The sequence below is a fragment of the Streptomyces sp. NPDC101227 genome (genome assembly GCF_044767545.1).
Classification (GTDB): domain Bacteria; phylum Actinomycetota; class Actinomycetes; order Streptomycetales; family Streptomycetaceae; genus Streptomyces.
Genome location: NZ_JBIWOD010000021.1, coordinates 109,614 through 124,975, shown reverse-complemented (window position 1 = coordinate 124,975; position 15,362 = coordinate 109,614). Strand labels below are relative to the sequence as shown.

12 protein-coding genes are annotated in these 15,362 nt (G+C 73.6%); 9 read left to right on the top strand and 3 right to left on the bottom strand.

The window, feature by feature from the left end; translation table 11 throughout:
* Window positions 1-173: 173 nt before the first annotated feature.
* Window positions 174-2,852, top strand: coding sequence for a pyruvate dehydrogenase (acetyl-transferring), homodimeric type (gene aceE, locus ACIRPT_RS34895; RefSeq protein ID WP_403834690.1), 2,679 nt, complete (start codon window positions 174-176; stop codon window positions 2,850-2,852).
* A 329-nt stretch (window positions 2,853-3,181) separates the two neighbouring features.
* On the top strand, window positions 3,182-4,165 hold the full coding sequence (locus ACIRPT_RS34890; protein ID WP_403834688.1) for a helix-turn-helix transcriptional regulator: 984 nt from the start codon (window positions 3,182-3,184) through the stop codon (window positions 4,163-4,165).
* A gap of 82 nt (window positions 4,166-4,247) precedes the next feature.
* On the opposite strand, the gene ACIRPT_RS34885 is transcribed toward ACIRPT_RS34890, so the two are convergent.
* Window positions 4,248-5,186: an SDR family oxidoreductase gene (locus ACIRPT_RS34885; RefSeq protein WP_403834686.1), complete on the bottom strand. Its 939-nt coding sequence runs from the start codon at window positions 5,184-5,186 to the stop codon at window positions 4,248-4,250.
* Between the two features lie 183 nt (window positions 5,187-5,369).
* Window positions 5,370-7,265 carry a hypothetical protein gene (locus ACIRPT_RS34880; protein WP_403834684.1) on the bottom strand — a complete coding sequence of 632 codons (1,896 nt, stop codon included), beginning with the start codon at window positions 7,263-7,265 and terminating at the stop codon, window positions 5,370-5,372.
* Between the two features lie 277 nt (window positions 7,266-7,542).
* On the opposite strand from ACIRPT_RS34880, the gene ACIRPT_RS34875 reads away from it, so the two are divergent.
* The 3 genes from ACIRPT_RS34875 (at window position 7,543) to ACIRPT_RS34865 (ending at window position 10,464) form a co-directional block, all read left to right on the top strand.
* A complete protein-coding gene (locus ACIRPT_RS34875) occupies window positions 7,543-8,061 on the top strand; it encodes a DUF4240 domain-containing protein (RefSeq protein WP_403834682.1) in 519 nt (172 codons plus the stop codon).
* 58 nt (window positions 8,062-8,119) lie between these two features.
* Entirely contained in the window at window positions 8,120-9,004 is an 885-nt protein-coding gene (locus tag ACIRPT_RS34870; protein ID WP_403834680.1) for a TIGR01777 family oxidoreductase, read from the top strand.
* 203 nt (window positions 9,005-9,207) lie between these two features.
* The gene (locus ACIRPT_RS34865) at window positions 9,208-10,464 is read left to right on the top strand and encodes an FAD-dependent oxidoreductase (RefSeq protein WP_403834678.1); all 1,257 of its coding nucleotides are present in this window, start codon (window positions 9,208-9,210) and stop codon (window positions 10,462-10,464) included.
* Window positions 10,465-10,485: 21 nt separating this feature from the next.
* Here the strand turns inward: ACIRPT_RS34865 and ACIRPT_RS34860 are convergent, their stop codons facing one another.
* Window positions 10,486-11,943: a regulator gene (locus ACIRPT_RS34860; protein WP_403509513.1), complete on the bottom strand. Its 1,458-nt coding sequence runs from the start codon at window positions 11,941-11,943 to the stop codon at window positions 10,486-10,488.
* A gap of 366 nt (window positions 11,944-12,309) precedes the next feature.
* On the opposite strand from ACIRPT_RS34860, the gene lipB reads away from it, so the two are divergent.
* The 4 genes from lipB (at window position 12,310) to ACIRPT_RS34840 (ending at window position 15,317) form a co-directional block, all read left to right on the top strand.
* Window positions 12,310-13,068, top strand: a complete 759-nt coding sequence (gene lipB, locus ACIRPT_RS34855; protein WP_403834755.1) for a lipoyl(octanoyl) transferase LipB — start codon at window positions 12,310-12,312, stop codon at window positions 13,066-13,068.
* 156 nt (window positions 13,069-13,224) lie between these two features.
* Window positions 13,225-14,175 (top strand): lipoyl synthase, encoded by a 951-nt coding sequence (gene lipA / locus ACIRPT_RS34850; protein WP_403509510.1) that lies wholly within the window; start codon window positions 13,225-13,227, stop codon window positions 14,173-14,175.
* A gap of 208 nt (window positions 14,176-14,383) precedes the next feature.
* Window positions 14,384-14,599: a hypothetical protein gene (locus tag ACIRPT_RS34845; RefSeq protein WP_403509507.1), complete on the top strand. Its 216-nt coding sequence runs from the start codon at window positions 14,384-14,386 to the stop codon at window positions 14,597-14,599.
* A 10-nt stretch (window positions 14,600-14,609) separates the two neighbouring features.
* Entirely contained in the window at window positions 14,610-15,317 is a 708-nt protein-coding gene (locus tag ACIRPT_RS34840; protein WP_403834674.1) for a DUF4191 domain-containing protein, read from the top strand.
* Window positions 15,318-15,362: the final 45 nt, after the last annotated feature.

Sequence of the window (15,362 nt, the reverse complement as noted above, 5' to 3'; positions counted from 1 at the left end):
GACTGGCACCGCGTGCCGAAATGTGCGGCACGCCGTGCCGACCTGCGGTTATTCCCGCGCGGAGCGTTGATCGATCATCGATCAGGGGCGTATCGTCGTCTCTCGGGGCGCGACACCCCTGCCTGCCAAGCACCACTCGCACTCCCGACCCACCGTCCGGAAAGGGGCCACCCATGCCCGAACCCGTACGCCTGCCGTACAGCCAGCTCGACCAGCTCCCGGACCGGGACCCCGAGGAGACCGCCGAGTGGCGCGAATCCCTTGACGCCGTCACCAAGGCCGCGGGCCCGCACCGCGCCGCGTATCTGATGCGCCGCGCCCTGGAGCACAACGGTGCCCCCGGGCTCGCGCCCCTGGAGACGGACTACGTCAACAGCATCCCGACCCGCGCCGAGCCCGCCTTCCCGGGCGACGAGGCGATGGAGGCCCGGATCACCGCCTGGAACCGCTGGAACGCGGCGGCGATGGTCACCCGCGGCTCGCGGTTCGGCGTCGGCGGCCACATCGCGACCTTCGCGTCCGCGGCCTGGCTGTACGAGACCGGCTTCAACCACTTCTTCCGCGGCAAGGAGGGCGACGGCAGCGGCGACCAGCTCTACATCCAGGGCCACGCCTCCCCCGGCATCTACGCCCGCGCCTTCCTCGACGGCCGCCTCACCGAGGACCACCTCGACCACTTCCGCCAGGAGTCCGGCGGCAAGGGCCTGCCCTCCTACCCGCACCCGCGGCGGCTGCCGTGGCTGTGGGAGTTCCCGACCGTCTCCATGGGCCTCGGCCCGCTGTCGGCGATCTACCAGGCCCGCTTCAACCGCTACCTCCAGGGCCGCGGCATCAAGGACACCGCCAACTCGCACGTCTGGGCGTTCCTGGGCGACGGCGAGATGGACGAGCCCGAGTCGACCGCCGCCCTCGCGCTGGCCGGCCGCGAGGGCCTGGACAACCTGACCTTCGTCATCAACTGCAACCTGCAGCGCCTGGACGGTCCGGTCCGCGCCAACTTCAAGATCGTGCAGGAGCTGGAGTCGCAGTTCCGCGCCGCCGGCTGGAACGTCGTCAAGTCGCTGTGGGGCTCGGCCTGGGACGAGCTGTTCCAGCTCGACACCGCCGGCGCGCTGGTCCGCCGGCTGCGCCAGGTGCCGGACGCGCAGTTCCAGACGTACGCCACCCGCGACGTCGCCTACATCCGCGAGCACTTCTTCGGCGCCGAGCCGGCCCTCGCCGAGATGGCGAAGGTCCTGACCGACGCGAAGATCTCCGAGTGCTTCCACACCTCCCGCGGCGGCCACGAGGCCCGCAAGGTGTACGCGGCGTACAAGGCGGCCGTCGGGTTCAAGGGCGCGCCGACCGTGATCCTCGCCCAGACCGTCAAGGGCTACACCCTCGGCCCCGGCTTCGAGTCCAAGAACGCCAACCACCAGATGAAGAAGCTGTCGGGCAAGGAGTTCCGCGCGATGCGCGATCTGCTCGACCTTCCCATCCCGGACTCCAAGCTGGACGAGGAGCTCGTACCGTACGGCCACCCGGGAGCCGACTCCCCCGAGGTCCGCTACCTCCAGGAGCGCCGCGCCGCGCTCGGCGGTCCGGCCCCGGCCCGCCGCAGCCACGCCTCGGCCGCGCTGCCGCAGCCCGACGACCGCGCCTACAAGGCGCTCCAGAAGGGCTCCGGCAAGCAGGAGATGGCCACCACCATGGCCTTCGTCCGCCTGGTCAAGGACCTGATGCGGGACAAGGAGACCGGCCGCCGCTGGGTGCCGATCGTCCCGGACGAGGCCCGTACCTTCGGTATGGAGTCGCTGTTCCCCTCGGCCGGCATCTACTCGCCGAAGGGCCAGACGTACGAGCCGGTCGACCGCGACCAGCTGATGTACTACAAGGAGGCCACCGACGGCCAGATCCTCAACGAGGGGATCACCGAGGCCGGCGCCATGGCCGACTTCATCGCCGCCGCCACGTCGTACGCGACCCACGGCGAGCCGATGATCCCCTTCTACATCTTCTACTCGATGTTCGGCTGGCAGCGCACCGCCGACCAGATGTGGCAGCTCGCCGACCAGCTCGGCAAGGGCTTCATCGTCGGCGCCACCGCGGGCCGTACGACGCTGACCGGTGAGGGCCTGCAGCACGCCGACGGCCACTCGCACCTGATCGCGTCCACGAACCCGGCGTCGCTCAACTACGACCCGGCCTTCGCGTACGAGATCGCGGTGATCGTCAAGGACGGTCTGCGCCGGATGTACGGCGAGACAGCTGAATTCCCCACCGGCGAGAACGTCTTCTACTACCTCACCGTCTACAACGAGCCCAAGCAGCAGCCGGCCATGCCCGAGGGCGTCGAAGAGGGCATCCTCAAGGGCCTCTACCGCTTCAAGGAAGCCGCCGGCGCCACCGCCGAGGCCCCGCGCACCCAGCTGCTGGCCTCCGGCACGGCGATCCACTGGGCCCTGGAGGCGCAGCGGCTGCTCGCCGAGGACTGGGACGTGGCCCCCGACGTATGGTCCGCGACCTCCTGGGGCGAGCTGCGCCGCGACGCCCTGGAGTGCGACGCCGCCCGCCTGGACGGCGAGGACCGGGTCCCGTATGTGACCCGCGCGCTGGCCGGCGCCCCCGGCCCGGTGGTCGCGGTCAGCGACTGGATGCGGGCCGTTCCGGACCAGATCGCCCCCTGGGTCGAGCAGGACTGGGTCTCCATCGGCACCGACGGCTTCGGCCTCTCCGACACCCGCGACGCGGCCCGCCGGCACTTCGGTGTCGACGCGCAGTCGGTGGTCGTCCAGACGCTGGCCGCGCTGGCCCGCCGGGGCGAGGTCAAGCCGGAGACGGTCAAGGAGGCCCGGGCGCGGTACGGGCTGTGAGGCCCGCGGCCCGGCGCCCTCCGGCCCACGGCCGATGAGACGCGGGCGGCCCCGGCCGACACCGGGCGCCGCCCGCCCCGCGGGCCCACGGGCCCGCCCCACAGAGCCCCTTGCGGGGCTCCCCCGACTCCCGTGCGGAGGCCACCTTCCCGCGCCCGGGGCCTTCGCACGGGAACCCACCGGCCCGGCCGGCCATGCCCTGACTCGGCCGGGCCGGTTTTTGCTGCGCCGGCGTCGTTGGCGGGTGGCGTCGTCAGCGCGTGGCGTCGTCAGCGCGTGGTCGGGCCGCTGCGCGGGGCGTTGTCAGTGGCGCCCGGCATGATGAAGGTATGCGTGCTGCCCGGCTGATCAAGATGGTGCTCCTGCTCCAGTCGCGGCCGTCGATGACGGCCGCCGAGCTGGCACGCGAGCTGGAGGTCTCCGAGCGCACGGTCGCCCGCGACGTCCTCTCGCTCTCCGAGGCCGGTGTGCCCGTCTATGCCGACCGCGGCCGGGCCGGTGGCTACCGCCTGGTCGGCGGCTACCGCACCCGCCTCACGGGGCTGGGACGCAGCGAGGCGGAGGCGCTCTTCCTGTCCGGAGTGCCCTCCGCGCTGCGCGAGATGGGCCTCGCCGATGCCGCCTCCGCCGCCCGTCTCAAGGTCTGCGCCGCCCTGGTGCCCGAGCTGCGGGACGCCGCCGCGGGCGCCGCCCAGCGCTTCCACCTCGACGCGCCCGCCTGGTATCAGGAGCCCGAGACCCCCGCCCTGCTGCCCGCCCTCGCCGGCGCGGTCTGGGACGACCGCCGCATCAGCGCGCGCTACCTCCGCAAGGACACCGAGGTGCGGCGGGAGTTGGAGCCGTACGGCCTCGTGCTGAAGGCGGGGGTCTGGTATCTGGCGGCGCGGGCCGAGGACGGCTCCCGGGGCTATCGGGTCTACCGGGTCGATCGCTTCGCCGCCGTCGAGGCCGGGGACGAACGCTTCGACCGGGACGAGGAGTTCGATCTGCCCGCGTTCTGGGCCGAGCGGGCGGCGGAGTTCGCCCGCTCGATCCTGCACGAGGAGGTGGTCCTGCGGCTCTCCCCGCGCGGCGCGCTCCAGCTGCCGTACGTCGCCGAGCGCGCGGCGGCCCGGGAGGCGATAGCCGAGGCCCGGGCGGCGGGCGGGCCCGACGACGACGGGCGGCTGACCGTCACCCTGGCCGTGGAGTCCGCCGAGGTCGCCTACGCCCAGCTGCTGGCGCTCGGCCCGGAGGGCGAGGTGCTGGCGCCCCCCGGGCTGCGCGAGCGGCTCGCGGCGGCCGCCCGCCGGACGGCCGCGCTGTACGCGTAGCCGTTCCGGCCGCACGCGTGCGTTCCCGCGTGCGCCCGCCGGTGCCCGCCGGTGCCCGCCGGTGACCGCCGCGAATTGCGCCCTACCGATAGTCCGCCGCCGTCTCCGCCTTCCCGCCGAAGACCACCTCCTCGAAGTAGCGGAAGCAGTCCGGCCGGGAGCCGTCCGTGTCGGTGAAGTCGTACTCCTTCGCCAACTGGCCGCTGGAGAGCGACTGTCCGCTCCAGCGCCCCCTGTCCGGGTCGGCGGCCAGCGCCCGCACGGCGCGGGCGATCAGGGCCGGCGATTCGGCGATGGCGAAGTGCGGCTCCTTGGCCACGGCGTCGCGCCATTTCTCCTCCGTCACACCGAAGTGCTCCAGCATCGCCTCGGACCGCAGGAAGCCGGGGGTGAGCGAGACGGCCGTGCCGCCGTACTCCTCGAGCTCGGCGGCGAGTCCGAAGGCGATGCGGTGCGGGGCGTTCTTGGCGAGGTCGAAGCAGAGGTTGCCGCGGTAGGTGCGGTTGAAGGCGGCGGTGCCGTCGGTGATCTCGACCACCAGTCCGCCGGGCCGCCGGATCAGCAGCGGCAGCGCGAAATGGCCGGTGATGATGTGGCTGTCGACGCCGAGGCGGAACATCCGCAGTCCGCCGGCCAGATCGAGATCCCAGAGCTTGGTGTCGAACTCCAGCAGATGGTCGCCGCCCCACAGGCCGTTGACCAGGACGTCCAGCCGCCCCTGCTCCCGGTCGATGCGCTCGACCAGCGCCTTGACCTGCGCCGGCTCCAGATGGTCGGTCGGTACGGCGATGCCGGTGCCCCCCGCCGCGGTCACCAGCTCCGCGGTCTGCTCGATGGTCTCCGTCGGCCGGCCGACCTCGCTGACCCGCTCCCGGGTGGTCCGTCCCGTCACATACACCAGCGCGCCGGCCCGGCCCAGTTCCACGGCCATCGCCCGCCCCGCGCCCCGGGTCGCCCCGGCGGCCAGCACCACCTTGCCGGTCAGGTCCCCCGCCACGGCCCGTTCGTGCTGTCCCGTCATGTCGCCACTCCTCATCACCGGGCGCGCCCGTCGCCGGCGCGCCGCCGTACCTCTGCGTACAGCGCGACCCTGACAGCGAATCCGGACACCTACTGTCGGGTTTCCCCGCGGGTTCTCGTCATCTGCCGTCGCCCTCACCGGGGAACGCAAGGCCCCTCGATCTCGGCCTCCCCCATGCCGCCGCTACGGCCGCAGCGCCCGCACGTTCCCCCCGTCCGCCAGCCGCCCCGACACCTCGGCCGGCGCACCCTGCGGAGCCGGTACGGCGAGCGTGGCCCCCTTGGCGCCGGCCCGTACGCCGCCCGTGACGTCGATCCCGCCGATTCCTGGGCTGCCCGCGGCGAGCAGGTACCACTTCCCGGACTTCGCCTGCCAGCGGACCTCGCCGACCACCGGGCGCCCGTAGGGGCTGCAGGCCGCGGTGTCGGCGGCGCGTCCGGCGGTGCGCCCGGGGTCCGCCGGACGGGCGGCGGGTGGCTGGAACTGCACGGTGATCCGGCCGGGACCGCGCCAGGTGTCGGCACGGTTGCAGACCCAGGTGGCGCCGGGTCCCCCGGCCTCCGGGAGGCGCTGTTCGGCGTACGCCCAGTTGTTGACGGACCGCACGCCCGCGCCCCGCAGCGAGCGCAGCGAGCAGGCGCTACGGGCCCAGCTCCGCAGCGCGGGGGCGTCGCCGGCCTCGCCCGGCCCGGCGGCGCCCGGGAGCGCGGGCCGGTACGTCAGATGGACGGGCGCGAGGTCCCCGAGGTCGGTCAGCAGGAAGGCGCGGTTCTCCGCGATCCGCGTCGAGGAGCGCAGCCGGGCCGCCGGCCAGGTCCCGCAGTCGCCGCCGTCCCCGGGCGGCGTCGGGATCCGGTCGGTGACCCCGTCGGGGGCGAGATGCAGCCCGCGGCCCGGGGCGTCGGGCGCGAGCAGATCCAGGGCGGTGATGTCCGACACCCAGGGTGCGAGCAGATAGCGCATCCAGCCGTTTCCGCGCCCGATCACCAGCGCGCCGCCGGTCGTCAGGTCCGCGTTGTCGACCCGCGCGAAATGCAGCGTGGGCGTGGTGTCCGCCGGCTCGGCGTAGCGCACCAGCCGGTCGCCGTCGTGGAAGACCACCACCATGACGTTGTCGATCAGGCCCGCGTACAGGAGGCGGGGCGGCTGGTCCGGCGGTCTGGTGGACGTCCCGGCGGATGCGGTGATCCGCGTTCCGGCGGGCGGCGTGGCCCAGACCCGTAGCGCCCGCCCCAGCAGCTCCCGGTCGCCGGCCTGCCGTCCGCGGGGCGGCCAGGCGGTGAAGTCCACCCGGGAGGTGTCGGCCCACCGGTCGTTGGGGGTGCGCAGCAGCCGGGCCGGGTCCAGCGCCTGCTGCGCGACGGTCTCGTGCCGCGGCCGGGTGTCGTCGCCGCCCGCCACTCCCGCCACTGCGGTACCGGCCGCCAGTGCGGCCGCCAGCGCGACCGAGGCCCGTACCCGCTGGCGGCGGCGCAGCAGGTCCGTGGGCCGGGTCTGCACCGTGCACGGGTCGAACTCCCCGGAGTTCAGCAGCGCCGCGGCGCCCGCGCCGGTGGCCCGGTCCAGCAGGCCGGCGGCCCGCTGCGCCACGTCCGGGTCCCCGACCCCGGCCGCCGCCAGGACGGCGCGGGCGGCGTCCCGGTCGAGCCCTTCCAGGTGCCAGAGCCCGACGGCGGCCCGTACGGGGGCGGGTACGGCGGACAGCGCTTGGTCCAGGGCGAGTTCATCGGCGCCGCCGGCCCGGGGGAAGAGCCGCAGTCCCCAGACGAGGGGCACCGCGGGCAGCGGCCGGGCGGGCCGGTCCTCGTACGCCAGCGCCAGCCGCAGGGTGCGCAGCCGCACCAGCTCGTAGCCGGATGCGGTCTCCGGGCCGCGCTGGGCCGGCAGGGCGCCGCGGTCCCGGCCGCGCCGGCCGGCCCGTGGCAGCGCCCGCTGTACCAGGCCGTGTGCGGCCAGGACCCGGCGGTGGCGGCCCATCGACGGCGGCAGTACGAGGTAGCCGAGGCGGACCAGCCGCGGATAGTGCTCGACGATGGCCGCCTCGGCCCGCTCGACATCGGCCCGAGTTCTTTCGTCCATGGGCATGGCCTGAAACAGCCCTTCGCGTATGGGGGGAAATACCGCGGATGGTCGTTGCACGCCTTCCAACGAGTGATTCTTGAGACGGTCACACGACGGCCGTAGGACGGGCCGCGGGCCCGGACGGGCGGCCACCGGGTCCGCGCCCGCGCCCCCTGGCGGACGTCCCGTCACCGGGCCGTCAACAGACGTGCCGTCACCGGTCGGGTAACAACCGCGTCGCATCCGGGGGACTCCGCGTGCGCGGCGCTGCGCCAGGGCCGATGCTGGAGCGGTGATGGACGAGACGGAGTTCTGGGAGCTCATCGACGCCTCCCGCGAGGCCGCCGAGGGCGACCCCGAGGAGCAGGCCGACGCCCTGGTCGAGCGGCTGATCGGGCTGGACCCGGACGCCGTCACGGACTTCGCCCGCCATTTCGAGTCCCGCTACAACCGCGCGTACTCCTGGGATCTGTGGGCCGCGGCCGCGGTGATGCTGGACGGCGCCAGCGACGACGCCTTCGACTACTTCCGCTGCTGGCTGATCGGCCAGGGCCGGGAGGTCTTCGAGGGCGCGCTGCACAACCCGGACCACCTCGCCGAGCTCGTGGAGGACTTCGACGAGGAGGTGGACGGCGACGCGGAGGAGCTGGGCTATGCGGCCGACGAGGCGTACGAGCGGCTGACCGGCGTGGTGATGCCCGACCTCGGCCTGCCGCCGCCGCCCCGTGAACCGCTCGGCACCTACCTCGACTTCGACGACGACGAGACCCTGGCGGAGCGCTTCCCCCAGCTCTGGGACCGTTTCAAGCCATAGGGGCGCGCAGCATCCCGCGTGCGGCCCCTCCCCCGCCCCGGCGGGCAGTATGGGCCCCATGCGGATCGCGATCACCGGCTCGACCGGTCTCATCGGCACGGAACTCGTTCGCTCGCTGCGGGCGGACGGGCACGACGTCGTCCGGCTCGTGCGGCGCCCGCCCGCGGCCGCCGACGAGGTGCGCTGGGACCCCCGGCGCCAGGAGGTCGATGTGGCCGGGCTCGCGGGCTGCGAGGCGGTGGTCCATCTGGCGGGCGCCGGGGTCGGCGACCACCGCTGGACGGCGGCGTACAAACGCGAGATCCGCGACAGCCGCGTCCTGGGAACCAAGGCCCTCGCCACCGCCCTCGCGTCGCTGGACGCCCCGCCCCGCGTCTTTGTGTGCGGCAGCGCCATCGGCTACTACGGCGACACCGGCGACCGGCGTACGGACGAGTCCGGGGCGCCCGGTACGGGCTTCCTGCCGGACGTCTGCGTCGCCTGGGAGGACGCCGCCGGGCCCGCCCGGGAAGCGGGCATCCGTACGGTCTTCGCCCGCACCGGCCTGGTCGTGGGGCGTTCGGGCGGCGCCTGGGGGAAGCTCTTCCCGGTCTTCCGGCTGGGCCTGGGCGGCCGGCTGGGCGACGGCAGCCAGTACTGGAGCTTCATCTCCCTCCAGGACCACATCGCCGCGCTCCGCCACCTCATCGACACCGAGTCCCTCACCGGCCCCGTCAACCTCACCGCCCCCGAGCCGGTCACCAACCGGGAAGCGACCGCGGTGATGGGCAAATTCCTGCACCGCCCCACCCTCTTCACGGTCCCGGCACCCGTACTGCGGGTCGCCCTGGGCGAGTTCGCCGACGACGTCCTGGCCAGCCAGCGCATCATCCCCCGCCGCCTGCTGGACTCCGGCTTCGCCTTCACCCACCCCCGCATCATGGACGCCGTACGCGCCGCGTGACCGCCACCGCCCGGCGCCGCACCACCACGCACCGGGCACCGTGCACCGTGTAAGGCAACGCAACGGCGCGCCCCGGACGCCCCCTGTCGCGTCCCCCCGCCCCCTCCCTAAGGTCCCGGCACAGACCACCGGCTTCCCGCACGGCGGCACCGGACACCACACCGGTGCCGCCACCGCCGGGACAGACCCCCCGGGAGGGCCCCGTGCCGCGCACCGCATCGACCGTGGACGTCGTCATCGTGGGAGCCGGCACGGCCGGCCTCGCCGCCGCCCGCCATCTGACCGGCGCCGGAGTGTCGGTCACCGTGCTGGAGGCCGCGCCACGGGTCGGGGGCCGGGCCGCCACCGAGGAAGTCGACGGCTTCCGGCTGGACAGGAGCGGCCGCCCGCTCGCGGTCTCCATCGGCGAGCTGCGCCGTACGCCCGGCCTCGGGGCGCTGGCGCTGCGGCCGTTCGCGCCCGGTCTGTGTCTGCACAACGGCCAGCGGGCGCAGCGCATCAGCTCGCCCCGGAGCACAAGGGGCGCACTGTATGCGGCGCGCGCCCTTTCACGCGCCACCTCCTCAACGCCCGCCGACCGCCCGGTGGCTGACACCCTGGCGGGCCGCCCCGGCTTCCCCCCGCGCCCTCAGGACGCGTTTCTGCGGCCGCTGCTCGCCGCGCTGACCTGCGACCCCCGGCTGCGCGGCTCCAGTCGCGCGGCCGCCCGGGTACTGCGCGACTTCGCCGAGGGCCGCCTGGCCCTGCCGGCCGGCGGCGCCTGTGCCGTCCCCGAACTCCTCGCCGCCGCCCTGCCCCCCGGCACGGTCCGTACGTCCGTCCGCGCCACCTCCGTCTCCACCACCAGCGTCGGCACCGCCGAACACGGGGCCCTCGCCTGCCGCGCCGTCCTGGTGGCGACCGGAGCGCATGACGCGGCCGAGCTGCTGCCGGGGCTGCGGGTGCCCGCCTTCCACCCGGTGACCGTGCTGCACCACACGACGGGCACCGCCCCGGGCCCGCGCAACGGCCTGGCCCCCTCCCGCGACACGGCGCTGATCCTTCCGACGGACGGCCCGGTGGCGCACACCTACGCGGCCGGGGCCATCGATCCCTCGCGCACGCCGCCGGGCCACTCGCTGATCACCACGACCGTGCTCGGCGCCGCCGCCGCCCTGCCGCTGTCCGTCCTGGACAAGACGGTCCGGCCGCAGCTGGAGAAGCTCTACGGCGCGGTGACCGACGACTGGCGGCTGCTGAGCGGTCATCACGATCCCTACGCGGTACCGGCGATGCCCGCGCCGTTCGATCCCCAGCGGCCGGTGCGGGTGCTGTCGGGGCTGTATGTGTGCGGCGACCACCGGGACACCGGCACGCTCCAGGGGGCGCTGCACTCGGGCCGCCGGGCCGCCCGTGCCCTGCTGCGGGACTTCGGCCTGCCGGCCGTCGTCGAGTCGCGCACCCTGCACCCGGCGGCCTGAGCCGCGTCGCCGGCCGGGGCCTCACCCCATGGCCGCGACCCGGTCCCGGTACCCGCGCACCGCCGCCGCATCGCGGTACGGCTCGAGGCGGCGCTCGAAGTCCCGTACGTACTCATGGGCGCGTACGGACCGCATTTCGGACGCCTGGAGCGCCGCCTCGGCGCCGAGCGTGCAGGCCTGCTCCAGCTCCCCCAGGCCCAGCCGGGCACTCGCCAGCACCACCCGGCAGAACAGGCGGCTGCGGGCGAAGGAGGCCGGCCGGAGCTGGAGCGAACGCTCGGCGTGCTGGGAGGCGGCGCGGTACTGCTGGAGGTCGCGGTGGCAGTGCGCCAGCTCGTCGGCCAGCTGGGCCTCGTCGAAGAACCGCGCCCAGTACGGGGTGTCGTCCCCGGGCCGGGCGGCCTCCAGCGCCCGCTCCGCGCGGGCCAGGGCCGCCGTGCACGCCCGGACCTCGCTCATCAGGCCGTGCCCGCGCGCCTCCGCGGAGTGCAGCAGCGCCTGGACGACCGGCGGCGCGCTGCTGCCGACGCCCTGCTGGGCGACCCGCGCCAGCTGGACGGCCTCCCTGCCGTGCCCCAGATAGACGGCCTGCCGGCTCATCGTCACCAGGACGTAGGACCCGTACGCCCGGTCGCCGGCCGCCTGGGCCAGCCGCAGGGCCTGGACGAAGTACCGCTGCGCCAGGCCGTGCGCGGCGATGTCGTACGAGGTCCAGCCGGCCAGCCGGGTCAGGTCGGCGGCGGCCGCGAAGAGCCGGCGGCCGGTCGCCTCGCCGTAGGTGCCGCGCAGCATCGGCTCGGCCTCGTGTTCCAGGTAGCGCACCAGGGCCTGCCGGGCGTGGCCGCCGCCGTAGGCGTGGTCCAGCGCCCGGAACAGCTCGCCGACAGAGCGCAGCGCGGCGATGTCGCCGGAGGTGACCCGGGCGCCCGGGGTGCGGTCGACGCGGTCGGTGCGCCGCTGGCGGGGCACGGCCGCGCGGCCGCCCTGGAGCGGGACGCGGCCGCTGCCGTCGGCGCCGGGCTCGCCGCGGGCGACCCGTTCGTCGGCGCGGCCGATCAGCCAGTCCCGGCTGGGCACCACGAGCCCGGCCGGGGTGAAGGCGATCTTGCGGAGTTCGGCGTGGCTGCCGGAGTCCTTGCGCCACAGGCCGCTGACGATGTCCACCGCCTCGCTGGGGCTGGCGGCGAATTCGAGCCCGGCGTACACCGGCGCACAGGCGTCCAGGCCGAGGTCCTGCGCCGAGAGCCGGCGCCCCAGCCGGCGGGTGAACACCTCCGCGATCAGCGCGGGGGTGGTGCCTCTGGGCTGCTGGCCGCGCAGCCAGCGCGTCACCGAGGTCTTGTCGTAGCGCAGGTCGAGGCCGTGCTCGATGCCGAGCTGATCGACCCTTCTGGCCAGCCCTGCGTTGGAGAATCCCGCCTCGGCGATGAGCGCGGCGAGCTGGCGGTTGGGCGTGTGTTGCGGGGGTCGTTCCGTCATCGGCTTTACCGGTCTCCTGCCTTCCGAGCCTGGCCGCCGGGCTCGGCTCACCCTGTCCGGCAACGCTCCTTCGCCCTTGTGGGACGGCGTGAATGTAACGGCCTTCGGCGCCTTTCTGACGGCCTGTGCCCCGCGTTCATCCGATCGTGTGAGCAGGAGACGTCCGGTCCGGCGGGACGGGCGCCGGCGGCCCGGAAACCGGCCGCCTGCAGCCTGTGGGAGCGGCGGTCGTACAGTGGCATGGGCGCGATATGGCTCTCCTGGTGCAGCACCGTGCAACGGGAGACGGAAGTGCGAAGAGGAGCTGCCGTGACTGCGATCTCTCGGGGGGAGACCCCCGTACCCGAGGGGCTGCGCTTTGTGCATATGGGCTTCGGTGCCGATGCCGTGGACTACGAGACCGCGTGGCAGGAGCAGCGCCGGGTGCACGCCGCCCGGTTCGCCGACGAAGTTCCGGACACCTGCCTGCTGCTGGAGCACCCGCCCGTATACACCGCCGGACGGCGCACGTCCGACGACGAGCGGCCCCTGGACGGCACCCCGGTCATCGACGTGGACCGCGGCGGCAAGATCACCTGGCACGGCCCCGGCCAGCTGGTCGGCTACCCCATCCAGAAGCTGCCGCGCCCGGTCGATGTCGTCGCCCATGTCCGCCGCCTCGAGGACGCCCTGATCCGGGTCTGCGCCGAGTTCGGCGTGGAGAGCAGCCGGGTCGAGGGGCGCAGCGGCGTGTGGGTGCTGGGTGACCCGGTGCAGCAGCGGGCGGCGCTGGGCGGGCTGAACCTGGACTTCGACCCGCGGGTGGCGGACGAGCTGTTCGACCCGCGGCTCAACGGCCCCGAGTACGCCCCCTCCAACGCCGGCCAGCGCCGCGAGGACCGCAAGCTCGCCGCGATCGGCATCCGCGTCGCCAAGGGCGTCACGATGCACGGCTTTTCGCTGAACGTGAATCCGGACAACACCTCGTTCGACAAGATCGTCCCGTGCGGTATCCGTGACGCCGGCGTCGCTTCGCTCGCCAACGAGCTGGGCCGCGACATCACGATCGCCGAGGTGCTGCCCGTGGCCGAGAAGCATCTGCGCGACGTGCTGGAAGGCGCCGAGCTCCTGCCTCGCGCGGTCTGACGCGAAGTCGCCGGGAATGCGACCCCGCCGTACGGGGTTGCCCTGCACGTAACGCCATGACGTCCAGCGGTAACGCAAGGGCATGACGTAAAAACGTGCGAATTTACGGGCGTACCCTGGTGGACGCCGAAGAATCGAAGTCGTAGGGAGCCGGACGTGTCCGCAGTCGCACCCGACGGACGCAAGATGCTGCGCCTGGAGGTCCGGAACAGCCAGACCCCCATCGAGCGCAAGCCCGAGTGGATCAAGACCCGGGCGAAAATGGGTCCCGAGTACAACCACCTGCAGGGCCTGGTCAAGAGCGAGGGCCTGCACACGGTCTGCCAGGAGGCGGGCTGTCCCAACATCTATGAATGCTGGGAGGACCGCGAGGCGACGTTCCTCATCGGTGGCGACCAGTGCACCCGTCGCTGTGACTTCTGCCAGATCGACACCGGCAAGCCGCAGGAGCTGGACCGCGACGAGCCCCGCCGGGTGGCCGAATCCGTCCAGACGATGGGCCTGAAGTACGCCACGATCACCGGCGTCGCACGCGATGACCTGGAGGACGGCGGCGCCTGGCTCTACGCGGAGACGGTCCGCCAGATCCACGCCGCGATGCCGGACACCGGCGTCGAGCTGCTGATCCCCGACTTCAACGCGGTCCCCGAGCAGCTGGCCGAGGTCTTCTCCTCACGCCCCGAGGTCCTGGCCCACAACGTCGAGACCGTCCCGCGGATCTTCAAGCGCATCCGCCCCGGCTTCCGCTACGAGCGGTCGCTGGAGGTCATCACCAAGGCCCGCGAAGCCGGCCTGGTCACCAAGTCCAACCTGATCCTGGGCATGGGCGAGGAGCGCGAGGAGATCAGCCAGGCGCTCCAGGACCTGTACGACGCGGGCTGCGAGCTGATCACGATCACCCAGTACCTGCGCCCCTCCGTGCGCCACCACCCGATCGAGCGCTGGGTCAAGCCCGCCGAGTTCGTGGAGCTCAAGGAGGAGGCCGAGGAGATCGGCTACGCGGGTGTCATGTCCGGCCCGCTGGTCCGCTCCTCCTACCGTGCCGGCCGCCTTTACCAGCAGGCGATCGAGCGGCGCGAGGTCGAGGCGTCCAGTCAGGCGGTCTGAGCCGCCCGGCGTGCCGTCTTGTGAATCGTGGCACATGCTGTGAGGACGCGGCCCGCACTCCCCCAGGCGGGGGAGGTGCGGGCCGCGTCAACGTTTCATTGGTGTTTGACCAGCAGGTCATCCGTTGGTAACACCGTTCCGTGACGATGGATGCACGCACCGCTCCCGCAGCCATCGCTCCTCCGACCTCCCCGAGGGAGTCCACACCATGCAGGCCGCGCCGCTCCGCGCCACCCCCCGTCCCCTCCCCTCCGTCACCGGCGCCCTGCGTGCCGTCGAGGCGGTCCTGATGCGCGGCGGCCAGCGCACCGCTCGCCGCAACGCGTGGACATCGGTCCTGGAGGACCGCCGCCGCGCCAAGGACCGGCACGAGGCCGAGTACGTACTGGAGGCCGCGGCGACCCGCCGTCCCCAGGCCACGTAAACTTCGCTATATGGCGAAGGCAAACTCAGACGGCGCTGCCGGCGCTGAGAACACCGGGCGGCTGAAGCAGATCGCCCTGACCTACAAGATGACCCGTCGGGTCGACTCCAAGGTCGGTCTAGTCGTCGCTGGTGTAGGCATCGTCGTATTCGGCGTTCTCCTTGCCATCGGCTTCGCGATCGGCCACCCCATCTACGCGGGCATTCTGGGCTTCGTACTGGCCTTCCTCGCGATGGCGATCGTCTTCGGACGGCGCGCCGAGCGGGCTGCCTTCGGGCAGATGGAAGGCCAGCCGGGAGCGGCTGCCGCGGTGCTGGACAACGTCGGGCGCGGCTGGACGACCACCCCCGCGGTGGCGATGAACCGCAGCCAGGACGTGGTCCACCGTGCCGTCGGCAAGGCCGGCATCGTACTGGTGGGCGAGGGCAACCCGAACCGGCTGCGCGGCCTGCTGGCCGCGGAGAAGAAGCGGATGGCGCGCACGGTCGCCGACGCCCCCGTCCACGACATCATCGTGGGCGACGGCGAGGGCCAGGTGCCGCTGAAGAAGCTCCGTACGACCCTCCTGAAGCTGCCGCGCGTCCTGCCCGGAGCCCAGGTGACGGCCGTCAACGACCGGCTGCGCGCCCTCGGCGACCTGATGAGCAACATGCCGGTCCCGAAGGGCCCGATGCCCAAGGGCATGCGCATGCCGAAGGGCGGCGGCAAGGGCCGCTGACCCGACCAGGACCTATCACGACGCCCCGGAGCTCTGGCTCCGGGG